The sequence below is a fragment of the Streptomyces sp. NPDC058464 genome, from assembly GCF_042721035.1.
Lineage (GTDB): Bacteria > Actinomycetota > Actinomycetes > Streptomycetales > Streptomycetaceae > Streptomyces.
Genome location: NZ_JBHXMA010000039.1, coordinates 75,029 through 99,240, shown reverse-complemented (window position 1 = coordinate 99,240; position 24,212 = coordinate 75,029). Strand labels below are relative to the sequence as shown.

The 24,212-nt window shown below is 72.1% G+C and carries 21 protein-coding genes; 10 read left to right on the top strand and 11 right to left on the bottom strand.

The features are described from left to right. Nucleotides 1-40: 40 nt before the first annotated feature. On the bottom strand, nucleotides 41-676 hold the full coding sequence (locus ACFWPQ_RS39220) for a DedA family protein (RefSeq protein WP_384046020.1): 636 nt from the start codon (nucleotides 674-676) through the stop codon (nucleotides 41-43). Between the two features lie 14 nt (nucleotides 677-690). Then, nucleotides 691-1,464 (bottom strand): MBL fold metallo-hydrolase, encoded by a 774-nt coding sequence (locus ACFWPQ_RS39215; protein ID WP_361295392.1) that lies wholly within the window; start codon nucleotides 1,462-1,464, stop codon nucleotides 691-693. An 84-nt stretch (nucleotides 1,465-1,548) separates the two neighbouring features. Between ACFWPQ_RS39215 and ACFWPQ_RS39210 the strand changes: the two genes are divergently transcribed. The 6 genes from ACFWPQ_RS39210 to dnaK all read left to right on the top strand — a co-directional run bounded on the left by ACFWPQ_RS39210 (nucleotide 1,549) and on the right by dnaK (nucleotide 9,800). Then, nucleotides 1,549-1,980 carry a hypothetical protein gene (locus tag ACFWPQ_RS39210; protein WP_361295389.1) on the top strand — a complete coding sequence of 144 codons (432 nt, stop codon included), beginning with the start codon at nucleotides 1,549-1,551 and terminating at the stop codon, nucleotides 1,978-1,980. Between the two features lie 227 nt (nucleotides 1,981-2,207). Then, nucleotides 2,208-4,259 carry an alkaline phosphatase family protein gene (locus tag ACFWPQ_RS39205; protein WP_384045993.1) on the top strand — a complete coding sequence of 684 codons (2,052 nt, stop codon included), beginning with the start codon at nucleotides 2,208-2,210 and terminating at the stop codon, nucleotides 4,257-4,259. A 184-nt stretch (nucleotides 4,260-4,443) separates the two neighbouring features. Next, the gene (locus ACFWPQ_RS39200; RefSeq protein WP_384045989.1) at nucleotides 4,444-5,505 is read left to right on the top strand and encodes an ATP-binding protein; all 1,062 of its coding nucleotides are present in this window, start codon (nucleotides 4,444-4,446) and stop codon (nucleotides 5,503-5,505) included. Continuing rightward, nucleotides 5,502-7,310: a hypothetical protein gene (locus tag ACFWPQ_RS39195; protein WP_384045986.1), complete on the top strand. Its 1,809-nt coding sequence runs from the start codon at nucleotides 5,502-5,504 to the stop codon at nucleotides 7,308-7,310. The genes ACFWPQ_RS39200 and ACFWPQ_RS39195 overlap by 4 nt, the downstream gene beginning before the upstream one ends. A gap of 67 nt (nucleotides 7,311-7,377) precedes the next feature. Further along, on the top strand, nucleotides 7,378-7,803 hold the full coding sequence (locus ACFWPQ_RS39190; RefSeq protein WP_189266630.1) for an OsmC family protein: 426 nt from the start codon (nucleotides 7,378-7,380) through the stop codon (nucleotides 7,801-7,803). Nucleotides 7,804-7,943: 140 nt separating this feature from the next. Next, nucleotides 7,944-9,800: a molecular chaperone DnaK gene (gene dnaK / locus ACFWPQ_RS39185; RefSeq protein ID WP_384045982.1), complete on the top strand. Its 1,857-nt coding sequence runs from the start codon at nucleotides 7,944-7,946 to the stop codon at nucleotides 9,798-9,800. Nucleotides 9,801-9,854: 54 nt separating this feature from the next. Here dnaK and narJ read toward each other — a convergent pair whose 3' ends face one another. The 5 genes from narJ to ACFWPQ_RS39160 all read right to left on the bottom strand — a co-directional run bounded on the left by narJ (nucleotide 9,855) and on the right by ACFWPQ_RS39160 (nucleotide 16,738). Beyond that, nucleotides 9,855-10,349 (bottom strand): nitrate reductase molybdenum cofactor assembly chaperone, encoded by a 495-nt coding sequence (gene narJ / locus ACFWPQ_RS39180; protein ID WP_384045979.1) that lies wholly within the window; start codon nucleotides 10,347-10,349, stop codon nucleotides 9,855-9,857. Then, the gene (locus ACFWPQ_RS39175; RefSeq protein ID WP_384045977.1) at nucleotides 10,349-11,848 is read right to left on the bottom strand and encodes a nitrate reductase subunit beta; all 1,500 of its coding nucleotides are present in this window, start codon (nucleotides 11,846-11,848) and stop codon (nucleotides 10,349-10,351) included. The genes narJ and ACFWPQ_RS39175 overlap by 1 nt, the downstream gene beginning before the upstream one ends. Beyond that, nucleotides 11,848-14,889, bottom strand: coding sequence for a molybdopterin-dependent oxidoreductase (locus tag ACFWPQ_RS39170; RefSeq protein ID WP_384045974.1), 3,042 nt, complete (start codon nucleotides 14,887-14,889; stop codon nucleotides 11,848-11,850). The genes ACFWPQ_RS39175 and ACFWPQ_RS39170 overlap by 1 nt, the downstream gene beginning before the upstream one ends. Nucleotides 14,890-14,967: 78 nt before the next feature. Beyond that, nucleotides 14,968-15,783 (bottom strand): SAM-dependent methyltransferase, encoded by an 816-nt coding sequence (locus ACFWPQ_RS39165; RefSeq protein ID WP_361295364.1) that lies wholly within the window; start codon nucleotides 15,781-15,783, stop codon nucleotides 14,968-14,970. Between the two features lie 91 nt (nucleotides 15,784-15,874). Further along, the gene (locus ACFWPQ_RS39160; protein WP_361295361.1) at nucleotides 15,875-16,738 is read right to left on the bottom strand and encodes a helix-turn-helix transcriptional regulator; all 864 of its coding nucleotides are present in this window, start codon (nucleotides 16,736-16,738) and stop codon (nucleotides 15,875-15,877) included. Nucleotides 16,739-17,142: 404 nt separating this feature from the next. Here ACFWPQ_RS39160 and ACFWPQ_RS39155 point away from each other — a divergent pair, with 404 nt between their 5' ends. Next, nucleotides 17,143-17,448, top strand: a complete 306-nt coding sequence (locus tag ACFWPQ_RS39155) for a 4a-hydroxytetrahydrobiopterin dehydratase (protein ID WP_384045970.1) — start codon at nucleotides 17,143-17,145, stop codon at nucleotides 17,446-17,448. A 5-nt stretch (nucleotides 17,449-17,453) separates the two neighbouring features. Further along, a complete protein-coding gene (locus ACFWPQ_RS39150; protein ID WP_384045967.1) occupies nucleotides 17,454-18,248 on the top strand; it encodes a class I SAM-dependent methyltransferase in 795 nt (264 codons plus the stop codon). On the opposite strand, the gene ACFWPQ_RS39145 is transcribed toward ACFWPQ_RS39150, so the two are convergent. Together ACFWPQ_RS39145 and ACFWPQ_RS39140 are read right to left on the bottom strand one after the other, a co-directional pair. Next, nucleotides 18,226-18,693, bottom strand: a complete 468-nt coding sequence (locus tag ACFWPQ_RS39145; protein ID WP_384045964.1) for a hypothetical protein — start codon at nucleotides 18,691-18,693, stop codon at nucleotides 18,226-18,228. The genes ACFWPQ_RS39150 and ACFWPQ_RS39145 overlap by 23 nt on opposite strands. Further along, on the bottom strand, nucleotides 18,690-19,169 hold the full coding sequence (locus ACFWPQ_RS39140) for a hypothetical protein (RefSeq protein WP_361295349.1): 480 nt from the start codon (nucleotides 19,167-19,169) through the stop codon (nucleotides 18,690-18,692). The genes ACFWPQ_RS39145 and ACFWPQ_RS39140 overlap by 4 nt, the downstream gene beginning before the upstream one ends. A gap of 63 nt (nucleotides 19,170-19,232) precedes the next feature. Here ACFWPQ_RS39140 and ACFWPQ_RS39135 point away from each other — a divergent pair, with 63 nt between their 5' ends. Both ACFWPQ_RS39135 and ACFWPQ_RS39130 read left to right on the top strand, forming a co-directional pair. Then, nucleotides 19,233-20,192: a helix-turn-helix transcriptional regulator gene (locus ACFWPQ_RS39135; RefSeq protein ID WP_384045961.1), complete on the top strand. Its 960-nt coding sequence runs from the start codon at nucleotides 19,233-19,235 to the stop codon at nucleotides 20,190-20,192. A 36-nt stretch (nucleotides 20,193-20,228) separates the two neighbouring features. After that, complete coding sequence (locus tag ACFWPQ_RS39130; RefSeq protein ID WP_384045958.1) at nucleotides 20,229-22,100, top strand: rhamnogalacturonan lyase; 1,872 nt, start codon at nucleotides 20,229-20,231, stop codon at nucleotides 22,098-22,100. 94 nt (nucleotides 22,101-22,194) lie between these two features. Here the strand turns inward: ACFWPQ_RS39130 and ACFWPQ_RS39125 are convergent, their stop codons facing one another. Both ACFWPQ_RS39125 and ACFWPQ_RS39120 read right to left on the bottom strand, forming a co-directional pair. Next, nucleotides 22,195-23,133: an oxidoreductase gene (locus tag ACFWPQ_RS39125; protein ID WP_384045955.1), complete on the bottom strand. Its 939-nt coding sequence runs from the start codon at nucleotides 23,131-23,133 to the stop codon at nucleotides 22,195-22,197. A gap of 62 nt (nucleotides 23,134-23,195) precedes the next feature. Further along, the gene (locus ACFWPQ_RS39120; RefSeq protein WP_384045952.1) at nucleotides 23,196-24,209 is read right to left on the bottom strand and encodes an AraC family transcriptional regulator ligand-binding domain-containing protein; all 1,014 of its coding nucleotides are present in this window, start codon (nucleotides 24,207-24,209) and stop codon (nucleotides 23,196-23,198) included. Nucleotides 24,210-24,212: the final 3 nt, after the last annotated feature.

The window sequence follows — 24,212 nt, the reverse complement described above, 5'->3', positions numbered from 1 at the left end:
GCTCCGCCGCGCGGGCGCGCTCAGCCCCCACAACCCGCAGCTACCCCCGCACCGCACTACCCCGAACCCGCCGCCACACACTCGGCGCCACACTGATGACCACCGTCAGCCCCACCGCCGCCACCACCCCTTCCCACGGCTCCGGAAACAGCGACCCGCCCAGAATCCCGATCACCTGATACGTCGCCGCCCACGCCAGACAGGCCGGCGCATTCCCCCGCGCGAACCGCCGCAACGGCCAGTCGGCCAGCAGACAGGCCAGCATCACCGGGATGCGCCCGGCCGGCACCAGCCGTGACAACACCAGCACGGCAACCCCGTGCTCGGCCAACTTCCCCTGCGCCTGCTCCAGCCGCTCCTCCGGCGCCCGCGCCCGGATCGCCTCCAGCCACCGCGACCCGTTCTTCGACCGCAGCCCCCGCCTGCCCAGCCAGTACAGCGCCGCATCCCCCAGGAACGCCGCCAGCGACGCCGTCACGAAGACCAGCGCCAGCGCGAACGGCGCCGTCTGATGGAACGCCACCACCGCCGCCGAGCTCACCAGCGCCCCCGTCGGCACCACCGGCACCAACGCCCCGATCAGCACCAGCAGGAACAGCGTCGGATACCCGATCGCCTGCTGCGTGGACTCGGTCGAGGTGGAGGTCGCCGCCGTGGAGCCGGCGGCGGCCGCCATGACCACCAGCAGTCTCACCGCGCGACCTCCAGCCGCACGCTTTCCCCGTGACCGAGCCGGTGCACCGCCACCTGCGGCGCGTACTCGGCGGCCAGCCGCACGAACTCCTCGCCCGGCGCATGGAATTCGTGCGGGCGCACCGCGTCCATGCCGATCGGCCAGTACGTCCCGTAGTGCACCGGCACCGCGCTGCGCGGCGACAGCAGCGCCAGCGCCCGCGCCGCCCGGCCCGCGTCCAGATGCCCCTCACCGAGGTGCGGTCCCCACCCGCCGACCGGCAGCAGGGCCACGTCCACCGGCCCGACCGCCTCGGCCATCTCGTCGAACAGCCCGGTGTCCCCGGCGAAGTACGTCCGCGCCGCGCCCTCCACGACGTATCCGAGGGCGGGGGAGCGGTGCGGTCCGACCGGCAGCCGGCGGCCGTCGTGCCGCGCGGGCACGGCCCGTACGACGAGGGGGCCGACGTGTATCTCGTCGCCGACGCCCACCTCGGTGATCCGCAGGTGACGGAGCCGGCGGAGCGCGGGGACCGCCCGTGGTGCGCCCCGGGGCACGAGCAGGCGCGTGCCCGGGGCGAGCCCGGCGAGCGAGGGTACGTGCAGATGGTCCGCGTGCAGGTGGGAGACGAGCGCGAGGTCCGCGTGACGGGCCTCGGGCGGCGGCGGGGCACCCCGGCGGCGGCGCAGGTGCGCGAGCCGGCGCGCGAACAGAGGATCGGTGAGCAGGCGTATGCCCGAATCCTCGATCGTGCAGGTGGCGTGACCCCACCAGGTGATCTCCACCGGCACCTCTTTGCCTCCTTCGCGCGACTCCCCGAAGCCTACGTGCAGGAGTAGGGTCGGCGGCGAAACCCGGAGGTGAGGGGGGACGCCATGGGACAGGTGCGGGGTGCCTCCAGCGGGCTCGCGCCGGTGCGGGTGACCGCGATCGCGAGTCTGACGCCCTTGGAGGAACTGGAGATCGACCCCTTCCTGGTCGACTCCCGCAGCCAGCACGCGATGTGCGCGCGCTGGGCCGTGGAGCACGGATACGTCATCGCCCGCGAACTCCTGGTCCGCGGCCTGCGCCCCGACCACACCGCCCTGTGGACGGGCGTCCGCCCGGGCCTGGACGTCTTCGTCGCCCCGAGCAGACGGGTCCTGGAGAGCGCGCTGTCGTCGGTCGAGGACTTCATGGCGGAGTGCGCGCGACGCGGGGTCCGGGTGGAGACGGTGGGCCGCGCGGAACCCCGCTACGACGCCCGGATGAAGGCCATGATCCACCGCCGCCTGTCGATGCCGACGGCGGGCTACGACGGCAGGTAGGGCCCCGCCTCCCCGCAGTGGCCATCCGCACTGATCGCCCCCATCGATCGCCCCGATTGATCGCCCGCATTGATCGCCCGCGTTGATCGACGCTCACACGCATCCGACGCACAGCCGTGTGACAGTGTGGACGGCGGCAGACCCGCGGCCGGCGCGGGTCGCGGACGTGAGGTCGGTGGGGCGTGCGGTGGCGGCGGGTCGTCAGTCAGGTCGGACGGAGCGTCACGGTGTGGGCGGTCTCCACCGTCACCATGCTGGTCCTCGCCGGCATCCTGCCCGACTTCCAGCTCCAGTCCCCCGACGGTGACAGCGCCACCCGCATCGCCATGACCGCGGCCCTCGGCGCCGGCGCCTTCGGTGTGCTGTCGGCCGTCGTCTGGCCCCTCCTCGTCCGGCTGCTGCTGCTCGTGCCCGCCCTCGTCCTCGGCCTGCTCGTCTTCTTCCTCAACGGCTCCCTCCTCCTGGTCGCCCTGCGCATCAACCCCTCGGGGCAGAGCGAAGTCGCCCCGGAGACCGCCGTGATCGTGGCCGCCGTGATGTCCGCCGTCGCCTCCGCCACCGGCGGTGCCCTCGCCGTCCGCGACGACGACGCCTACCGCCGCCGGCTCTCCCGCCTCGCCATCCGCCGCCGCAGATCCCGACCGCCCTGCTCGGCCACCCCCGGCACCGTCTTCCTCCAGCTCGACGGAGTCGGCCACGACGTCCTCACCGCCGCCGTCGCCAAGGGGCTGATGCCGACCGTGGCCGGCTGGCTGGGAGCAGCGGAAGACCGGCCCACCCACCAGCCCACCCACCAGCCCAGCCGCCGGCCCACCCACCGGCTCACCCCCTGGCGCACCGACTGGTCCAGCCAGACCGGCGCCAGCCAGCTCGGCATCCTGCACGGCTCCAACTTCGACGTGCCCGCCTTCCGCTGGTACGAGAAGGAGCACCGGGAGGTGATGGTCTGCAACCGGCCGACCAGCGCCGCCGAACTCCAGCACCGTGCGATCGAGCGCACCGCCGACGGCGGACTGCTCACCCTGGACGGCGCCAGCCGCGGCAACCTCTTCGGCGGCGGCGCCGACGAACAGGCCCTCGTCCTGTCGATAGCCACCCGCCGCCGCGGCCGGGAGAACCGGTCCCGCGCCGGCTACTTCGCGTACTTCTCCGACCCCGCCAACGCCGTCCGCACCGCGCTCTCCTTCTTCGCCGAGGTCGCCCGCGAGATCGGCCAGTCCGCCACGGCCCGTCTCCGCAGGCAGCGCCCGCGCGTCAAACGCGGCGGCCTCTACCCCTTCGTCCGCGCCTTCGCGACCGTCGTGGAACGCGACGTCGTCGTCGCCGCGGTCATGGGCGACCTGCTCGTCGGCCGCACCGCCGTCTACGCCGACCTGGTCGCCTACGACGAGGTCGCCCACCACTCCGGCCCGCACAGCCGGGACGCCGAGAAGGTCCTGCAGCGCCTGGACCGCGCCCTCGCCCTGATCGAGAAGGCCGCCGAGCACGCCCCCCGGCAGTACCGGATCGTCGTCCTCTCCGACCACGGCCAGAGCCCCGGCGAGACCTTCCACACCCGCTACGGCCTCACCCTCGGCGACCTGGTCCGGGCCGGGTGCGGACTGCCCGTGCCGCGGCGCGCCGAGCGCACGCACAGCGGCACGGAGGCGCGGGCCGCCGTCCGCGCGGCGCTGCGCAGACCGGTCGAGGAGGGCGGCGAGAAGCACCGGCCGACCCGGGACTCCGAGCCGATCGTGCTCGCCTCCGGCAACCTCGGCCTGGTCTCCTTCCCGGACGTGCCGCACCGCATGACCAAGGAGGAGCTGGACGCGCGCCACCCGGCCCTGCTCACCACCCTCGCCAACCATCCCGGCATCGGGTTCCTGCTCGTCCGCAGCGAGGAGCACGGCGGGGTGGTGCTCGGCGCGTACGGCGCGGAGATCCCGCTCGACCGGCTCGACGGCTGCGCGGGGCCGCTCGCCGTCTTCGGGACGGGCGCGGCCGACGCCGTACGGCGGACGCACTCCTTTCCGCACACCGCCGACATCATGGTCAACTCGTGGTACGACCCGGAGTCCGGCGAAGTACTGGCCTTCGAGGAGCAGATCGGGTCGCACGGAGGGCTGGGAGGCGCGCAGGGGCGGCCGTTCCTCCTGTCGCCGGTCTGCGTTTCCGAACCGGTGGGGGAAAGAGAGGAGCTCGTGGGGGCCGAGGCCGTGCATCGGGTGCTGCGGCGGTGGCTTCGGGAGGCGGACGGACCGCAGGTTCCCTTGTCTGCGGAGGGGGAGAGGGCCGCGTAGTCGGTCGGGTGCGGGTGGGTGGGGGTTGGTCGCGCCCACGCGGCGGAGCCGCAAATCGATACAGCCCCGCGCCCCCAAGGGGGCGCTTCAGCCTGGCCCCGGATAAATCGGCTGCGTTCCTGCAGCCCCCGGCTCACACTGTTCGAGTCGCAAACCTCTCGAACATCCCCCAAGGAGCAGCCTCTTGCAGGCAGCCGTATCCGTCACCCCCTCCCGCATCCCCGAACTCCTTCTCGGTCTGGCCACCGTGCGGCCCGTGTTCATCTGGGGGGCGCCCGGGATCGGGAAGTCCTCCCTGGTGCGGGAGTTCGCCGAGTCGCTCGGGCTGGAGTGCGTGAGCCTGCTGGGGACCCAGCTCGCGCCCGAGGACCTGATCGGTGTCCCGCAGATCCGGGACGGACGGTCCGTCTTCTGTCCGCCCGAGTCGATCGCCCGGGACGAGCCGTACTGCCTGTTCCTGGACGAGCTGAACGCGGCCACCCCCGACGTGCAGAAGGCGTTCTACTCGCTGATCCTCGACCGGCGCATCGGGAGCTACGAGCTGCCCAAGGGCTCGATCGTCATCGGCGCCGGCAACCGGGCCACCGACAACGCCCTCGCCCGGCCGATCGCCTCCGCGCTCGTCAACCGGCTGGCCCACGTCCATCTGGAGGCCTCCGCGCACGACTGGCTCGCCTGGGCCGCGAGCAACGGCATCCACCCGTGGATCCTGGACCACCTCACCGACCGGCCCGACCACCTGTGGTCCAAGCCGCCGAAGACCGAGGAGCCGTTCTCCACCCCGCGCTCCTGGCACATGCTCTCCGACGCCCTGCACTCCTTCGGGCGCGAGCTGGACGAGGCGACGCTGAAGGTCCTGGCGCACGGCACGCTGACGCCCGCCCACGCCACCGCCTTCTGCGGATACGTCAAGATCGTGCGCAGCCGGTTCGGGATCGAGGCGATCCTGAAGGGGGACGCGGGATGGCCGAACCGGATCGAGGACCGCGACCTGCTGTACTACCTGGCCGAGTCGTTCCGGGGGCGGCTGGTCAAGGAACTCCCCGCCGACAAGGAGCACATGTCGGCCAACGGCCGGCAGACCGCGTACCGCGCCAAGTCGCTGCTGGTGCAGCTCGCCGAGATCTCCGTCGAGGTCGCCCAGACCGTCATCGCCTCCGACGCCGACGGCAACCCGGTCCTGCCCGCCTGGTTCCTGATCGAGGCGGCCCGGGACATGCCCCGGCTGGTGGAGGCCCGGCGATGAGCCGATCCGCCGCCCGCAAGGAGCAGCCGAAGAAGAAGGACCCCGCCGCCGAGAACTTCGCGGCCGGCGTCGAGCTGCTGCGGGCCAACCCCGCCCTGCGGGCGGTGGAGTTCACCATCTGCCGGCACGAGAAGTGCGAACTCGGGCCCCGCGAGGGGCTGGTGCGTGCCGACTCGGACGGCGTGCTGCACGCGCACCCCACCCGGCGTGCCGAACCCGCCGAATGGGCCTGGGCGTTGGCACACTGCACCATCCATCTCGGGTTCGGGCACCTTCCGGCCGCCACCGGGCCGCGCACCCAGCCCGACCGTTACGACCTCGCCGCCCGCTGCACCGTCGTCAACCGCTTCCTGCAGACCTTCCCGGTCGGCGAGGCCCCCGAGCACCTGCCCGCCTCCTACCCGGAGGGCGACGAGGAGCGGCTCGCCGCGGGCTGGCGCCGGACCGGCGGCATCCCGGCCGCCTACGAGCACGGTGGGACGAGCGGCGGTGAGTCCGACCAGCTCCTGCTCTCCTGGAGCAAGTGGGCCGGCCAGGTCCCCGACTGGCAGGCGGGGTTCGCGCACGCACTGACCCGCGCCATGTCCCGGGCGATGGACCTGGCCGGCGGCCGCCGCACCTCCATGTCCGGTCCGCCGACCCCGCTGCGCCCCTGGGAGAAGGCGCTGAACTGGTTCGTCTCCTCCTACCCGCTGCTCGGCGGCATCGCGGCCGGCATCAGACTGGTCGCCGACGCCGAACTGGCCCGCGCCCACGACATCGCGATCGCCGCCGTCAACCCCGAGGCCGGCGAGATCTACGTCAACCCGCTCCGCACGATGGACGACGAGGAGTGGCGGTTCGTCCTCGCCCACGAGATGCTGCACGCCGCCCTCCGCCACGGCGACCGCCTCGGTGCCCGCGACCCCTACCTCTTCAACATCGCCTGCGACTACGTCATCAACGCCTGGCTGGTCGAGATGCGCGTCGGCACCATGCCCGAAGGGCTGCTGTACGACCCGGAGTTGAAGGACCTGTCGGCGGAAGAGGTGTACGACCGGATCGCCGGCGACCTGAGAAGGATGCGGCGGCTGGCCACGCTGCGCGGCAAGGGGCGCGGTGACGTGCTGGGCGCACCGATCGGGCCGCCCGGCGCATACGTCGACCTCGACGAGTTCTACCGCAGGGGCCTGTGCCAGGGACTCGACCTGCACCAGACGCAGGACCGGGGTTTCCTGCCCGGCGGCCTGGTCGAGGAGATCCGCGCGCTCAGCCATCCGCCACTGCCCTGGGACGCCCGACTCGCCCGCTGGTTCGACGAGTTCGTGCCGCGCCCGGAGGCCGTACGGTCCTACGCCCGCCCCTCGCGCCGCCAGTCGTCCACCCCGGACATCCCGCGTGCGGGCCGGTACTTCCCGCCCGAGGAGGTCGCCCGCTGCACCTTCGGGGTGGTCCTGGACACCTCCGGCTCCATGGACCGCACCCTGCTCGGCAAGGCCCTCGGCGCGATCGCCTCCTACGCCGAGGCCCGGGACGTACCGGCCGCGCGCGTCGTCTTCTGCGACGCGGCACCGCACGACGCCGGCTATCTCCCGACCACCGAGATCGCCGGCCGGGTCCGGGTGCACGGCCGCGGTGGTACGGTCCTGCAGCCGGGCATCGACCTGCTGCAGCGCGCGGACGACTTCCCGCCCACCGCCCCGGTCCTGGTGATCACCGACGGCTGGTGCGACGTCCTGCGGGTCCGCCGGGAGCACGCGTATCTGATCCCGGACGGCGCCCGTCTTCCCTTCAGTGCAAGGGGACCTGTCTTCCGGGTGCGCTGAGCCCGGATGTGATCGGATGGGGGCGAGCGAACCGGTTCATTCGCCTTCATCGCCGAAAGGAACAACCGTGGCCACCACGCGCACCGCACACACCGTCTGGGAAGGCAGCCTGACCGAGGGGAACGGTGTCATCACCTTCGACTCCTCCGGTATCGGCGAGCAGCCCGTCACGTGGGCCTCGCGCTCCCAGGAGGCGAACGGCAGGACCAGCCCCGAGGAGCTGATCGCCGCCGCCCACTCCAGCTGCTTCTCCATGGCGCTGTCGCACGCCCTGACCGGGGCCGGCACCCCGCCCGCCAAGCTGGTCACCAACGCCGACGTCACCTTCCAGCCCGGCACCGGCATCACCGGCATCCACCTGACCGTCGAGGGCACCGTTCCCGGTCTGGACCAGGACGGCTTCGTCGCCGCCGCCGAGGACGCCAAGAAGAACTGCCCGGTCAGCCAGGCCCTGACCGGCACCACCATCACCCTGGACGCGAAGCTCGCCTGAGCGCCCTGCCCGCCGCGCTGCCGCGCCCCTCTTCCCGGAGGGGCGCGGCAGCGTCGTTTACGGCGCACCCGGCATTGACAACAGCCTGCTCAAGTTTTGTGCTGGAGTCGGGGAAGCGCCCGGGCGGAGAGGGGACGGACATGGCACGTGCGGTCGGTATCGACCTCGGTACGACGAACTCGGTGGTGGCCCTGCTGGAGGGCGGTGAGCCCACCGTCGTCGCCAACGCCGAGGGGGCGCGCACCACCCCGTCGGTCGTGGCCTTCGCGAAGAACGGCGAGGTGCTGGTCGGCGAGGTCGCCAAGCGGCAGGCGGTGACCAACGTGGACCGCACCGCCCGCTCGGTCAAACGGCACATGGGCGACACGGCCTGGCGGTTCCCGGAGCACGGGAGCGTCGACGGCACCCGGTTCCGGGCCCAGGAGCTGTCGGCGCGGGTGCTGCAGAAACTCAAGCGGGACGCCGAGGCCTACCTCGGCGAGGACGTCACGGACGCGGTGATCACCGTACCCGCGTACTTCGACGACGCCCAGCGGCAGGCCACCAAGGAGGCCGGGGAGATCGCCGGTCTGAAGGTGCTGCGGATCATCAACGAGCCGACCGCCGCCGCGCTCGCCTACGGCCTCGACCGGGGCGAGGAGCAGACCGTCCTCGTCTTCGACCTCGGGGGCGGGACCTTCGACGTGTCGCTCCTCGAGATCGGCGACGGGGTGATCGAGGTCAAGGCCACCAACGGCGACACGCGACTGGGCGGCGACGACTGGGACCAGCGGATCGTCGAGCATCTCGTGCAGCGGTTCAAGGGGCAGCACGGCATCGACCTGAGCAACGACAAGATGGCCGTGCAGCGGCTGCGCGAGGGCGCCGAGAAGGCGAAGATCGAGCTCTCGTCGTCGACGGAGACGTCGGTCAACCTGCCGTACGTCACCGCCTCCGCCGCGGGACCGCTGCACCTGGAGGAGAAGCTGACCCGGGCCCAGTTCCAGGAGCTCACCGCCGACCTGCTGGACCGGTGCAAGAAACCCTTCCACCAGGCCGTCAAGGACGCGGGCGTGCCGCTGTCGGCGATCGACCACGTCATCCTGGTCGGCGGCTCGACCCGGATGCCCGCCGTCACCGACCTGGTCCGCGAACTCACCGGCAAGGACCCGCACAAGGGCGTCAACCCGGACGAGGTGGTCGCGGTCGGCGCCGCCCTCCAGGCAGGTGTCATCCGCGGTGACGTGAAGGACGTCCTGCTGCTCGACGTCACCCCGCTGTCCGTGGGGATCGAGACCAAGGGCGGCATCATGACCAAGCTCATCGAGCGCAACACCACGATCCCGACGCGGCGTTCGGAGATCTTCACGACCGCGACCGACAACCAGCCCTCGGTGGGGATCCAGGTCTACCAGGGTGAGCGGGAGATCGCCGCGTACAACAAGAAGCTGGGCGTCTTCGACCTCACCGGTCTGCCGCCGGCGCCGCGCGGCGTGCCCCAGATCGAGGTGGCCTTCGACATCGACGCGAACGGGATCATGCACGTCTCGGCGAAGGACCTGGCGACCGGCCGCGAGCAGAAGATGACCGTGACCGGCGGCTCCGCCCTTCCGAAGGACGACATCGACCGCATGATGCGGGAGGCCGAGCAGTACGCCGAGGAGGACCGCAAGCGCCGCGAGGCCGCCGAGACCCGCAACCAGGCCGAGCAACTCGTCTACCAGACCGAGAAGTTCGTCCGGGACAACGAGGAGCGGGTGCCGGACGGCACGAAGGCCGACGTGGCGGCGGCGGTCGCCGAGCTCAAGGCGCTGCTGGAACGGGACGCCGACACCGCCGAGCTGCGGCAGGGGGTGGAGAAACTGGCGAGCGTGAGCCAGCAGATGGGGCAGGCCATGTACGCGGCGGCTGCCGCCGGCGGTTCGGCCGGGGAACAGCGTACGGCGGCGGCCGAAGCCGAGGAGGAGGGGGTGGTGGACGCCGAGATCGTGGACGACGAGAGGGGCACGGGTGGGTGAGGCACCGCCGGATTCCGCCGTCGGAGCTGAGCGCCGCGGCGACGGAAAGGGGGGTCATCGGCGTGCGCCGGTCGGTGCGGCCGGCAGGGCGGCGCAGACCGCGTCCAGGACGGACGCGTACGGGGTGCCGCATTCGGTGAGGCGGCACCGGAGCCGGGCCAGGCAGTCGCGGTGCCCGGTGAGCAGGTCGGTGTTGCCGGTGCGGGCCGTGAACTCCAGCACGGCGGGCAGGAAGTCCGGCAGCTCCTCACCGGTGAACTCCATGCCGTACGCCTTGTAGACGTCCTGGAACCGGACCAGGGACATGCCCCGGCGGCAGGTGTCGCCGTCCTGCCACCAGCTGAGGTGGAGGCTGTGCCGGTTCTCGAAGTCGAAGACCTGCACGTAGTGCGCGGCCAGCTCCTGCGGTGGGGTCACCGTCGCGTGGTCGGTGAACTCCCGCAGTTGCGGGGCGGCTTCGCGCAGCAGCGGCAGCCGGGCGACGAAGTCGTCGTCCGGGTAGGTCAGACAGAGCGCCGCCGCCTGGTAGAACACCGCGTCCGAGGGCATCAGTCCTCCTTCGCCTCGTCGGGAGTGTCGGCGGTCTGCCGTCTGCGCAGACCGTGGAAGTTCTGCACCGACACCACAGGGAGCAGTTTCCGCCCCGCGTCCCGGCCGAAGGGGCCGTCACCGCCCATGCCGGGGCCGCCGTCGAAGTCGAGGCTGCATCCGTCGGGCAGCGCGGACTCCTCCAGGCGGCGGGCGTCGCCGACGGCCGCCGTCGGGATCACGTACCGGTCCTCGTACTCGGCGACCGCCAGCAGCCGGTACATCGCCTCGATCTCCTCCGGCCGCATGCCTGCAGCGGCGGCGATCGCCGGGGCCGGCTGCTCGCCCAGGTCGAGCGCCCGCATGTGGGAGCGCATCGCCGCGAGCTTCTCCAGACAGGCACGGACCGGGGCGGTGTCACCGGCCGTGAACAGCTCGGCCAGGTAGGCGAGGGGGATGCGCAGGGTGTCGATCGCCGCGAACAGGTTGTCGGCGTCCTCGCCGTCGTGGCCGGTCTCGGAGAGCGCGTCCACGACCGGGGACAGCGGCGGGATGTACCAGACCATGGGCAGCGTGCGGTACTCCGGGTGCAGGGGCAACGCCACCCGGTATGTGCTGATCAGCGCGTGGACGGGGGAGCGGCGGGCCGCTTCCGTCCAGTCGTCCGGGATGCCCGCCGCCGCACAGGCCTGTCGCACGGCCGGGTCCTCGGGGTCGAGGAAGACGCCCAACTGGGCCTCGTACAGGGCCTTCTCGTCCTTGGTCTCGGCCGCCGCCGTCACCCGGTCGGCGTCGTAGAGGATCACCCCGAGGTAGCGCAGCCGGCCCACGCAGGTCTCGGAGCAGACCGTGGGCAGACCGGCCTCGATCCGCGGGTGGCACAGCGTGCACTTCTCGGCCTTGCCGGTGGCGTGGTTGAAGTAGACCTTCTTGTACGGGCAGCCGGTCACGCACATCCGCCGGCCCCGGCACCGGTCCTGGTCGACCAGCACGATGCCGTCCTCGGCCCGCTTGTACATCGCGCCGGACGGACAGGCGGTCACGCACGACGGGTTGAGACAGTGCTCGCAGATGCGCGGGAGATAGAACATGAAGGTCTGTTCGTACGCGAACCGCACCTGCTCGGAGGCGCGTCGGCGGGCGCGTTCGACCATCGGGTCCAGGTCGTACGGGGCGGGGGCACCGGCCAGGTCGCGGTACTCGCACGTCCAGGGCTCGTAGTAGTCCTCGATCTCCGGGAGCCCGGGGTCGGCGAAGATCCCGGCCAGCTTGTGCAGGCGGCCCCCCGCCTTCAGCCTCAGTGCGCCCCGCCGGTTCAGCTGCCAGCCGCCGCGCCACCTCTCCTGGTCCTCGTAGCGGCGCGGATAGCCCGGGCCGGGCCGGGTCTCGACGTTGTTGAACCAGACGTGCTCCATGCCCCGCCGGTCGGTCCACGCCTGCTTGCAGGCGACCGAACAGGTGTGACAGCCGATGCACTTGTCGAGGTTCATGACCATCGCGATCTGGGCCATCGGGCGCATCAGTACTCGACCTCCTGCGCCCGGCGGCGGATCACCGTCACCTCGTCGCGCTGGTTGTCCGTCGGGCCCAGGTGGTCGAAGGCCCAGGACGGCTGGGCGTGGTCCGCGTGGACCGTGCCGGCCGGCATCCGGTGCGAGACGGCCGCCCGGGCCGCCACCACTCCGTCGCGGTCGACCGCCTCGACCCAGTCGCCGTCCCCGACCCCGATCGCTTCCGCGTCCTGCGGGGACATCCAGATGTGCCGGCCGCCGCGGGAGAGCGCGAGCATGAACAGGTCGTCCGGGGACGCGGAGTGGATCGACCACTTGTCGTGCGGGGTGAGACGACGGACCGTCACCTCCCGCTGCCCGTCTGGGCCGAGGCGTGGCTCGCCGAGCAGGCTGTTCATGTCCAGCGGCGGCCGGTAGACCGGCAGCGCCTCGCCGAGCTCGTGGATCCAGTCGTGGTCGAGGAAGAAGTGCCGGCGGCCGGTGAGCCGGCCGTCGGCAGTGCCCAGCTGCTCCACCAGCGGGCCGAACGCCGCGAACTCGGCCCCGATCGCCGGGTAGTCCCGCTCGACCACGACCAGGTTCGGCATGGTCTCCCCGGGCACCGGCTCGCACTCCCCGCGCTTCCAGTCCCGCACCACCCCGCCGGGCCGGGCGGGCTCGCCGGGGGTGTCGTGCCCCAGCGGCGCGGCCACCAGGTCCCTGCGTACCCCGAGATGGCGCACGGCCAGCTCGCTCAGCCGCTCCGCGAGCGCCCTGAAGGCGTCGAAGTCGGTTCGCGCCTGCCAGAGCGGGTCCACGGCCGGGGTCGGAGCGTGCACGTGGGGATGCGGGTCGGTGGACGAGAGGCCGTGCTTCTCGTACCAGGTGGCGACGGGCAGCACGACGTCCGACAGCAGGGTGGAGTGGGTCTGCCGGAAGTCCAGGGAGAGGAGCAGGTCGAGCTTGCCCTCGGGTGCCTCGTCCCGCCAGGTCACGTCCCGGGGGCGCCGGTCCGGGCCCGCCTCCTCGGCGCGCAGGGAGGACTGCGTGCCGAGGAGGTGCCTGGTGACGTACTCGGCGCCCGTCGCCGACGAGCCGAGGAGGTCGGCCCGCCACAGGGTCAGGACGCGCGGCCAGTTCTGCGGGGCGTCGGGGTCCTCGTACGCGAACTTCAGGGTCCCCGCCTTGAGTTCGGCGACCGCCCCGGCCACCGGATCGCCGGCCGCCCCGCCCAGGTCGAGGGGGTTGCGGTCGAAGGTCGGGTACGACGGCAGCCGGCCCGAACGGGCCGACAGCGCCAGGCAGTCGGCGCCGGTCATCCCGGTGAGCCTGCCCTCGCCGAGCGGTGAGGCCAGGACGTCGGCGCCGAACCGGTCGTGGCGCCACTGGTCGGTGTGGAGGAACCAGTAGGCGGTGCCGGTCATCCGGTGCGGCGGCCGGGACCAGTCGCCGGCGGAGGCCAGGCGGGGCCTGCCGGTCACCGGGCGGCACTTCTCCTGGCCCGTGTAGTGCGCCCAGCCGCCGCCGTTGCGGCCCTGGCAGCCGGTCAGCTGGAGCAGGGCCAGGAAGGCGCGGTGGATGGTCTCGGAGTGGAACCAGTGGTTGGTGCCGGCGCCCGTCAGGATCACGCAGCGGCCCTGGGAGCGCTCGGCGGTCCGGGCGAACTCCCGGGCGATCTTCACGCATTTGGCGGCCGGGACCGAGGTGTGCCGCTCCTGCCAGGCGGGGGTGCCCGGGGCGTCGGCGTCGGCGTAGTGGGTGGGCCAGCAGCCCGGCAGGCCGTGCCGCCACACGCCGTACTGGGCGAGCAGGAGGTCGTGGACGGTCGTCACCAGCGGGCCGTCCGCGCCGCCGAGGCGGGTCGCCGGCACCGCGCGCCGCAGGACGCCCCCGCCGCCCTGCCCGTGCGCGCCGCCGTCCGTGTCGAAGCGCGGGAGCAGCACCTCGACACCGGCCGCGACCGCACTCCCGTACAAGGTCAACTGAGGGTCGACAGAGTCCAGTTCGAGGTTCCGGCGGACCCTGCCGGCGTCCGTCCGGCGGAAGCCGAGGGAGCCGTCCGGGACGACCGCGCGGCCGGAGGCGGCGTCCAGGACGACCGTCTTCCACTCGGCGCCCTCGCCGTTCTCGCCGAGGTCGGCGGCGCGCAGGAACCTGTCGGGCACGTACGCTCCGGCCCGCTCGGTGAGCGTCACCAGGAACGGCAGGTCGGTGAACTTCCGTACGTGGTCCGCGAAGAACGGCGTCTCGCGGTCGACGAAGAACTCCTTGAGGACCACGTGGCCCATCGCGAGGGCCAGCGCGCCCTCCGTCCCGGGGTGCGGGTGCAGCCACTCGTCCGCGAACCGGGCGTTGCCCGCGTGACCGGGGGAGACGGCCACGACCTTCTGGCCGCGGTAGCGGGCCTCCGCCATCCGGCGCGCCTCCGGGGTGCGGGTCACCGGGACGTTCGAGCCCCACGTCATCAGATAGGCCGCGTCCCACCAGTCGCCCGGCTCCGGTCCGTCCGTCCGGTCGCCGAAGACCCGCGGCCAGGCCACCGGCAGGTCGGCGTACCGGTCGTGCAAGGAGAGCATCGGGGCGCCGATGAGTGAGTGGTAGCGGGCGCCGGCCGCGTGCGACACCGCCGACATCGCCGGGTCGGGGGAGCAGCCCGCGATGCGGTCCGGGCCGTACGTCCTGATCGTGTGCACCTGCGCGGCGGCGACGATCTCCACTGCCTCGTCCCAACTCGCCCGCACCAGGCCGCCCTTGCCGCGCGCCCGCTGGTAACGGCGGCGGCGCTCCGGGTCGTTCTGGATATCGGCCCAGGCCAGCACCGGGTCCGTGAGCCGCCGCTTCGCCTCCCGGTACATCTCCAGGAGCACGCCCCGGACGTACGGACGGCGCACCCGGGCCGGCGGCGGGTACGAGTACCGGGAGAAGGCCTCGCGGTGGCGGGCGTCCGCCGCCCGGCCGCCGGGCAGGGCCACGCCGTGCGGACCGGGCGCGGGCGTGCCGGGCCGGAAGAACCGGGCGGCGCTCAGCAGCGCCGCACCCGGCTCCTTCGGCGGTGTCCGCGTGTCGGTCACGTCCGCTCCCTCGCTCACCCGTCGCTTCGACGCTAGGGGCGGGCCCGGGAACGCACCTGTTCAGGGCACCCGGACGGGTCAGACCTTGCGGGCGACCCCGCCGTACACCGGCACGATGCCCTCCGCCTGGATGGCCACGTCCACCGGCTCCGGACGCCAGCCGGAGACCGGGATCACCCCGGGGCCGAGCAGCTCCAGGCCGTCGAAGAAGCGGTAGAAGTCGGGCAGCGCACGCGGGTGGAAGGGCGTCCCACTGCGCCGGAAGTTCGCGGCCGCCTGCTCCATCGCCTCCGGGCTGAGGTCAGGGGTGACCTGGGACAGGATCAGGTGGCTGCCGGGCGCGAGCGCCTCGACGTACCGGCGCAGCAGGCCGTACACGTCGTCGCCGTCCGGGTCGTCGCCGAGGTAGTGGGTCAGCGCCACCAGCGACAGCGAGACGGGCTCCTTGAAGTCCAGGGTCTCGGCGGCCCGGGCCAGCAGGGTGTCGACGTCCCGGACGTCGGCGTGCACGTACGCGGTGCTGCCCTCGTCCGTGCCCCGCAGCAGGGCCTCCGCGTGGCGCAGCACGATCGGGTCGTTGTCCGCGTACACCACCTTCGACTCCGCGGCCACGCCCTGCGCCACCTGGTGCAGGTTCGGCTCGGTCGGGATGCCCGTGCCGATGTCCAGGAACTGGCGGGTGCCGGACTCGGCGACGGTCCGCACGGCGCGCTGCATGAACCGGCGGTTGGCACGGGCTCCGCGCAGCACGGTGCCGTCCACGGCGAGGATCCGCCGGGCCAGCTCCTCGTCCACCGGGTAGTTGTCCTTGCCGCCCAGCCACCAGTCGTACACCCGCGCCGGGTGCGGCCGGCTCGTGTCGATCGAGATCGGGGCGGGCTCGGGTGCGGTCACAGTCTGTGCTCCTCGGATCAGGGTTTGTCGGGGTGCTCCCGCTCAGGGTTTGTCGCGCTACGTCCGCGCAGGGTCTGTCGCGGTGCTCCGCTCAGATCTTGTCCCGGTACTCGCGCAGCAGCTCCTCGGTCCGCTGCGCCGAGGCGGCCCGTGCCGTCATGTGGTCCAGCACCTCCAGATGCGCCCCGACCTCGTCACGGGAGTCCAGGTAGAGGGCGCCGGTCAGATACTCGGTGAAGACCATGTCGGGCAGCTCCGGCTCGGCGAACCGGAACAGCGTGAACGGCGCGTACGTCCCCGGGTGCGGGCCGCTCGCGAACTCGGCGAGCTGGAGCGTTATCCGGTCCCGCTCGATGTAGGCGAGGAGCTTGTCGACCTGGTCGCGCATCACCTCGCAGTGGATGCTCACCGGGCGCCGCAGCACCGTCTCGTCCATGATCACCCACAGGTGGGGCGGATCGTCCTGCTCCAGCAGCCGCTGCCGCGTCATGCGCAGCGCCACGTGCCGCTCGACGGCGGTGGGGTCGCTGTGGCCGATCGTCCCGGCCTCCATCACGGCCCGCGCGTACGCCTCGGTCTGCAACAGGCCGGGAAAGAAGTGCGGTTCGTAGGAGCGGATGACCCGGGCGGCGCCCTCCAGGCTCACGTACAGGCTGAACCAGTCCGGCAGCACGTCGTGGAACCGCTGCCACCAGCCCGGCTGGTTGGCCTCCTCGGCCAGCCGCACGAACGCGGCCTGCTCCTCCTCGGCCACCCCGTACGTCTCCAGCAGCACCTGGATGTACGGGATCTTCAGCGCGACCTCGGCCATCTCCATCCGCCGCACGGTCGCCTGCGCCACCCGCAGCACCCGTGCCGCCTCGTCCCGCCCCAGGCCGGCCGCCTCGCGCAGCTCTTGCAGCCGCTTGCCGAGCACGACCTGCCCGACCGTGGGCGCAGCACGCCGCTCACTCACGCCACGCCTCCCCTACGTGCCCAAGTACGGGGAGCAGTGTGTCACGCGATGCCGCGTCGCACACCTGGTCGAGGGAACTACTTCCGTCAACTTACCGTCGAGTCGGGGTACTTGGCGGTGGCCGGGGCCGCGGGCAGATTCGGGGGTCTCCGTGGGCTCGCCGGCCGGCGCCGGACAGGCGCCACTCGCGCAGGTTGCGCGCGCAGCAGCGGGCCGACGCCCTCGGCGTCGGGGGCGGTCGGGGTGGCGGCGGGACCGGACGCGGCAAGGGCCATGCCGACGTCCGTGGCCGAGGACCCGGACACGCGACCGTCCCCGCACCGTCCTCGCGGCCCGGCAGGCCTGTTCATGGCAGGCTGACCGCACGTACGGAACTCGCAGGTCACCGGGAAGGAAGCCGCACCATGGCCGTCGCACCGCTGTCGCAGAAGGAGATCGAGGACCGGCTGGCCGAGCTGCCCGGCTGGTCGCTGGACGGCGACCGGCTCGCCCGCGCCTACCGCCTCGACTCGCACTTCGCCGCCCTCGCCCTCGTCGTGCACATCGCCCACATCCAGGACGAGCTCGACCACCACTCCGACCTCACCCTCGGGTACAACACCGTCACCCTCACCGTGAACACCCACAGCGTGGGCGGCGCCGTCACCGCCAAGGACTTCGGACTCGCCCACAGAGTGGAGGACATCGCCCCAGGCCACGGCGCACACTGAGCCATGTGCTCGACTACGACAAGGAAGCCGGCGGCTACGACGCGACACGCGGCGGCGAGGCCCGCGCCGAGGCGGCCGCCGACGCCGTCCTCACCCTGATACCCGACGGCAGCCACGGCCCCGGCAGCACGGAGAGCCCCACGCACCCCGATCGCCCCGCCCGTCTCCTCGACCTCGCCTGCGGCACCGGCATCGTCACCCGCCGGCTCGCCGCGGCCCGCCCCGCGCTCCGGGTCACCGGCGCGGACCGCGCACCCGGCATGGCACGGATGGCGGCGGCCCGGCTGCCGGGCTCGGTCCTGCTGGCCGACAGTCGTCAACTCCCCTTCGCCGACGTGACGTTCGATGCCGTCACGACCGTGTGGCTGCTCCACCTCATCGCGGACACCGCCGAGGTCCGCGCGATCGTCGCCGAGTGTGCGCGGGTACTGCGGCCCGGTGGGGTGTACGTCACCACGGTCGACAAGGCCGCCGCGCACGACGTCGGCAGCGACATCGACGCCGTCCTCGCCGCCCGCCCGCGCCGCCCGGCGTCCGACGCCTCCGCGGACGTGGGCGCGTACGCCCTGGCGAGCGGCCTGCTGCCCGCGGGGAAGGCCGCCTTCACCGGCGTCGGCCAGGGCCGCAGCCCCCGCTCCACCCTCGCCGACCTGCGGCGCGGCTGGTTCACGATGCTCCCGCCCGACGACCCCCGCGTCGAGGACTTCGCCGACCGGCTGGCGGCACTGCCCGACCAGGACCGGCGCCGCCCCGACCCCCGCTTCGCCCTACGGGCGTTCAGGAAACGGGCGGCCTGCTGAAGTCCATCGTCCAGTTGGTCACCCAGGTCTCCCCGCCGTCCACCGAGAACGCCTGCTCCCAGTGCGCGCCGGTGGGGGAGACCCCCGACCACACGAACCGCACCCGTACGTCCTCGTCGTCGTGCGTGTCGTCGCCGTAGAACTCCCCGCGGTCGCCGTCGAACCGACCGACGACCGGCGGGAACAGCTTCCCGCTCCGACTCGCCGCCCAGTTCAGCGACCACTGTCCGGCCTCCGGGTCGAAGAGCCGCAGGGTCACGCCCTTCGCGTCCAGATACGGCATGTCGATCTCGTCGATGTTGGCGGCGCCGTCGAACAGCGGCCGGCAGCGGCTGACGGCGGGGAACTCCACCCATGTGCTGTCCGGGTCGAGGAAGTCGGTACGGCGACGGTTGCGGACCGCCCAGTCGCCGTGGAGGAAGTCGAAGTCGTTCGGGGTGCTCATGCGCGGCCTCCGGTGGTTCCTTCGGGCAGGGAGTCGGCCAGGTAGGCCTCCAGGTCGGGCACTTCGGGCGTGAGCAGGTGCCGTACCCAGGCGTCCCGCTCGTGCTGGATCGGCGGCAGCTCCCAGACGCAGCCGATCCAGGGCCGACCGGGCTCGACGAAGTGCGCCGGGTCCTGGTCCGGACAGCCGAGCACCGGCTGGCCCGCCGCGGCGCCCCGGAAGTGGAGCACGTTGTCCCACACCCAGCTGTACGCGTTGAGGTAGGCGCCGCTGTCCCCGCCCCGGTGCAGGACGACGAAGGTCGCCGGCGGGGTGCCGTCCGGCTCCGGGAGCAGGTCGGGGAGGATCGCGTACGCCGCCTCCTCGACCTCGGGCGCGATGCCCGCGGGATCGGCGGTGACGTGGTAGCGCTTGACGTGCCGGCCGGCCACCGTGATCGGCGGCGGCACGGTCAGCAGTTTCTCCGTGAAGCTCATGGACGGGACGCTAGGTCCGCTTCACTGACATCTCCTGTCAGTGAAGTCGGGGATCCTGGGACGGTGAAGTCCAGCCGGCTCGTCGCCATCCTCCTCCTGCTCCAGACCCGGGGCCGGATGACCGCCGCCCAGCTCGCCGCGGAGCTGGAGGTGTCCGTCCGCACGGTCTACCGGGACGTCGAGGCCCTGAGCGCCGCCGGCGTCCCGCTCTACGGCGACGCGGGTCACGCCGGCGGCTACCGCCTCCTCGACGGCTGGCGCACCCGCCTCACCGGCCTCACCACCGCGGAGGCCGAGGCCCTCTTCCTGGCCGGTGCCCCCGGCCCCGCGGCCGACCTCGGGCTCGGCCCGGTGCTGGCCGCCGCCCAGCTCAAAGTCCGCGCCGCCCTGCCGCCGGAGCTGCGCGCGCACGCCGACCGGATCAGCGGCCGCTTCCACCTCGACGCCCCCGGCTGGTACGCGGACACCGACGAGACGCCGTACCTCCCGGCGGTGGCCGAAGCGGTCTGGAACGGCCGTGCCCTGGACGTCCGTTATCGCCGCTGGCGCGAGCCGACCGAGGTGCGCCGCCGCCTGGAACCGTACGGACTGGTCCTCAAGGCGGGCCGCTGGTACGTCGTGGCGGCCCCCGGCCCGCGCACCTACCGTGTCGACCAGATCATCGAACTGACCCTTTTGGAAGCGGAGTTCGATCGCCCCGAGGGCTTCGACCTGGCCGCGCACTGGACCGCCTACCAACGCGACTTCCACACACGGCTGTACGAGGGCGGCGGCGAGGCCCTGGTCCGGCTTGCGCCGGGCGTGACGCTCCCCAGGGCGGTGCCGGTCGACGCTCGGGACGCCGGCGCCTGGACCGTGGCCCGCGTCCCCGTCGAGTCGCTCGATCACGCGGCAGCCGAATTCCTGCGCCTGGGCGCGGACATCGAGGTCCTCGCCCCGCCCGGGCTGCGCGCACGCATCGCCCGAACGATCGCCGAACTGGCCGAAAGATACGGCAACCGCGGGGACGGCGGCGCCGACTGACAGAGGACCCGTCCGATCTCCCGGAAGGCACCTCACGTGCAGCACCCGCATCGCAGACGCCGCTCTGCCGTCCTGGCGGTCCTGACCGCCGTGGCCGCCCTGATCGCCGCCGGCCTCACCGCACTCTCTCCCGCCACCGCCGAAGCGGCCACCGCCCGCCAGGTCGAGGCCCTCGACCGGGGCGTGGTCAGCGTCCACACCGACGCCGGCAACCTGGTCAGCTGGCGCTGGCTCGGCACCGACCCCGACGACGTCTCCTTCAACGTCTACCGAGCCGGTACGAAGGTCAACTCCACCCCGATCACCGGCTCCACCAACTACTTCCACGCCGGCGCCCCGGCCCAGGCCGACTACACGGTCCGCGCGATCGTGGGCGGCGTCGAGCAGGCCGACTCGGTCCACGCCGTCCAGTTCCGCGCCGGCTACAAGGACGTCCCGATCACCCCGCCGGCGGGCGGCACCACCCCCGACGGTGTCTCCTACACCTACGAGGCGAACGACGCCTCGATCGGCGACCTCGACGGCGACGGCCAACTCGACTTCGTCCTCAAGTGGCAGCCGACCAACGCCAAGGACAACTCCCAGTCCGGCTACACCGGCGACACGATCCTCGACGGCATCAAGCTCGACGGCACCCGCCTGTGGCGCATCGACCTGGGCCGCAACATCCGCTCCGGCGCGCACTACACCCAGTTCCAGGTGTACGACTACGACGGCGACGGCAGGGCCGAGGTCGCCATGAAGACGGCGGACGGCACGGTCGACGGCACCGGCACCGTGATCGGCAGCTCCACCGCCGACTACCGCAACTCCAGCGGGTACGTCCTGTCCGGCCCCGAGTACCTGACCATGTTCGACGGCCGGACGGGCAGGGCGATGGGCACGGTCGACTACGTCCCGGCGCGCGGCACGGTGTCGTCGTGGGGCGACTCCTACGGCAACCGCGTCGACCGCTTCCTCGCCGGCACGGCGTATCTCGACGGATCCAGGCCTTCGTTGATCGAGGCGCGGGGCTACTACACCCGGACCGTCATCGCCGCGTGGGACTGGCGGAACGGCGCCTTCACCCGCCGCTGGACCTTCGACACCAACTCCTCCACCAACAGCGGCAAGGGCTACGACGGCCAGGGCGACCACCAGCTGTCGATCGCCGACGTCGACGGCGACGGCAAGGACGAGATCGTGTACGGCTCGATGGCCGTCGACGACAACGGCTCCGGTCTGTGGACGACGAAGAACGGCCACGGCGACGCCATGCACGTCGGCGACCTCGACCCCTCCCGCCCAGGCCTGGAGGAGTTCAAGGTCGACGAGGACAGCTCCAAGCCGTCGTCCTGGATGGCGGACGCGAAGACGGGTGAGATCCTCTGGTCCACCGATCCGAACGGCGACAACGGCCGGGGTGTCGCGGGCGACATCTGGGCGGGCAGTGCGGGCGCCGAGTCCTGGTCCTCGCACGCGGACGGCGTACGCAACCCGCAGGGCACGGTGGTCGCGAGCCGCAAGCCCTCCAGCACCAACTTCCTCTCCTGGTGGGACGGCGATCCGGTCCGCGAACTCCTCGACGACACCCACATCGACAAGTACGGCACCTCGGCCGACACCCGCCTGCTGACCGGCGCCGACGTCCACTCGAACAACGGCACCAAGGCGACCCCGTCCCTCTCCGGGGACATCCTCGGCGACTGGCGCGAGGAGGTCGTCTGGGCGACGACGGACAACACGGCCCTGCGGATCTACTCCACCCCGTACGAGACGAGCACGAAGATCACGACCCTGCTCCACGACACCCAGTACCGCACGGCCCTGGCCTGGCAGAACACCGCTTACAACCAGCCGCCCCACCCGAGCTTCTTCATCGGCGACGGGATGACGACGGCACCCCGGCCGGCGGTGTACACGCCCTGACCCGAAGTCTCCGGAAGGAGATTCGGATGTGCCGTCCGCCCCGGCGGGCTGCTGCGCCGCAACGCCCGGCCGGCGCCCGCCGGGAGTGGTCCGGTCACGCCCCGGCCGAGGCGTGCACGTCGAGCGCGACACCGGTTTCGCGCTCGGACACCTCCCAGAGCTTCGCTATGGCCCGGTCCATCCCGAACCTGCGCAGGACCGGCCTGCGGACCGGAGCGCCGTTGTTCATGAACAACGGTCCGTAGAACTCGCCGCCCTTGGCCGCGGGGTCGGTGGCGGCGCGCAGTTGCGGCAGCGCGCCGTCGTCGGGGGACATGCCGGTGCGCCGGGCCATGGTGTGGAAGAACCGCTGGGAGACGCCGCCGCCCGAGCCCTCCACGCTGACCGACTGCAGGTCGGTGTCGGACAGGCCGGGGTGTGCGATCAGACTGGCGGTGCCCGCGCCCGCCCGGTCCAGTTCGCGTTGGAGCCCGAGCCCGAAGTGGAAGTTGGCCAGCTTCGCCTGACCGTAGGCGCGCCAGGGCCCGTAGCGGCCCTCCAGGTGGGGGTTGGCCACGTCGACGGCACGGCCCATGTGGTGGGCGGTGCTGGTCACGGTCACCACGCGGGACCCGGGCGTACGCAGCAGTGCGGGCAGCAGGAGGGCGGTCAGCGTCCAGTGGCCCAGGTGGTCGACACCGAACTGCATCTCGAAGCCGTCGACCGTGCGCGTCTCGGCGATCGCCATCACACCCGCGTTGTTGACCAGGAGGTCGAGGCCGTCGTGGGCGGCCAGGATCTGTGCGGCGGCCTCCTTCACGGAGGCCTGCGAGGACAGGTCGAGGGCCACCAGTTCCAGTGAGGCGACCGGGAGGGCCGTCCGTATCTCCTGGACCGCGGCGGCGGCCTTCTTCTGGTTGCGCACGGCCATCACGACGTGCGCCCCCTTCGCCGCCAGCTTCTTTGCGGTCACCAGCCCGAGCCCGCCGTTGGCGCCGGTGACGACGACCGTGCGGCCGTGCTGGTCGGGAATGTCGTGTGCGGTCCAGCTCATTTCTTTTCTCCGAATGGATTGTTCAACCAAGTAAGTCGGGTGGCGGGAACATCGCGTGGAATTCAGTGCGACGACGCCTGCGGGTCCCGGGTGTGTCGAAGCGTGTCCGGGGTCGTGCCGGTCCACATGCGAAACGCCCGGTAAAAAGAATTCGGCTCGCTGAAACCGAGGAGAAACGAAACCTCGGCGATCGACAGATCGGTGTTCACGAGGTAGTGCCTGGCCAGATCGTTCCGCGTGGTGTCGAGGATGCGTTGGTAACTGGTGTCCTCTGCCTCGATGCGGCGCTGCAGCGTACGCTTGCTGAGCGTCAGCTTTCGCGCGATCGTGTCCATCGACGTCGATCCACTCGGCAATGTCTCCAACAGGGCCGCTCGAACCCGTTCGGCGGTCGTCGCCGATGCCTCCAGATCGGCGAGGCGTCGGCGCAGCTCGGGCTCGAAAGCGGCCCACAGCGGCTCGTTCTGGGTGAGGAACGGCAGGGTCGCGTCGGCGGCGGCGAATGCGACCCGGTGAGCGGGGCCTCTCTGAAGAGGAATACCGAGGAATTCTTCATACGGCTGCATCACTTCTGTCAGTGCTGTGGTGGTCACCTCGACCGGGCTCACCTCCTCGCGAGTTCCGATGCGAATGAGGGTCACGAAGAACAGCAGTTCCATCATCACCAGCGAGGTGGGAGGAGGTGGCGCGCCGTCGAGCCAGGACAGTTCGACTGCGACGACCGAATCCGCCTCCGACACGGTCATGCGCATCGGCGCGATCAATCTCTTGTACTGCGCGATCCGCTGGGCGGCGACCACGAAATCGGGGCTGCACAATGCCGCGAACAACGGCGGGGAAAACGACTCGGCGCGGAACATCTCGCACAGCCGGATGGGAAAGACCGGATCTTTGGTCTCGGCCTCGACGCTGTTCCACAGACGGTAGTAGTCGCCGGGCGCGAGTTTCGCCGACGGCTGCACGAACAGATCCTCGGCAAGCCCGGCGCGACGCAGCACGTTGGCGGGTACGACGCCGAGATCCCTCAGAACGGCGCGCCATGTCACGTCCAGTGAATAGCTCTGCATGTGCATCATCTG

Coding starts and splice junctions, on each gene's coding strand:
- ACFWPQ_RS39220 (WP_384046020.1), bottom strand. CDS start 676: ATGGCGGCCGCCGCCGGCTCCACGGCGGCGACCTCCACCTCGACCGAG.
- ACFWPQ_RS39210 (WP_361295389.1), top strand. CDS start 1,549: ATGGGACAGGTGCGGGGTGCCTCCAGCGGGCTCGCGCCGGTGCGGGTG.
- ACFWPQ_RS39195 (WP_384045986.1), top strand. CDS start 5,502: ATGAGCCGATCCGCCGCCCGCAAGGAGCAGCCGAAGAAGAAGGACCCC.
- dnaK (WP_384045982.1), top strand. CDS start 7,944: ATGGCACGTGCGGTCGGTATCGACCTCGGTACGACGAACTCGGTGGTG.
- narJ (WP_384045979.1), bottom strand. CDS start 10,349: ATGCCCTCGGACGCGGTGTTCTACCAGGCGGCGGCGCTCTGTCTGACC.
- ACFWPQ_RS39175 (WP_384045977.1), bottom strand. CDS start 11,848: ATGCGCCCGATGGCCCAGATCGCGATGGTCATGAACCTCGACAAGTGC.
- ACFWPQ_RS39155 (WP_384045970.1), top strand. CDS start 17,143: ATGGCCGTCGCACCGCTGTCGCAGAAGGAGATCGAGGACCGGCTGGCC.
- ACFWPQ_RS39145 (WP_384045964.1), bottom strand. CDS start 18,693: ATGAGCACCCCGAACGACTTCGACTTCCTCCACGGCGACTGGGCGGTC.
- ACFWPQ_RS39140 (WP_361295349.1), bottom strand. CDS start 19,169: ATGAGCTTCACGGAGAAACTGCTGACCGTGCCGCCGCCGATCACGGTG.
- ACFWPQ_RS39125 (WP_384045955.1), bottom strand. CDS start 23,133: ATGAGCTGGACCGCACACGACATTCCCGACCAGCACGGCCGCACGGTC.
- ACFWPQ_RS39120 (WP_384045952.1), bottom strand. CDS start 24,209: ATGATGCACATGCAGAGCTATTCACTGGACGTGACATGGCGCGCCGTT.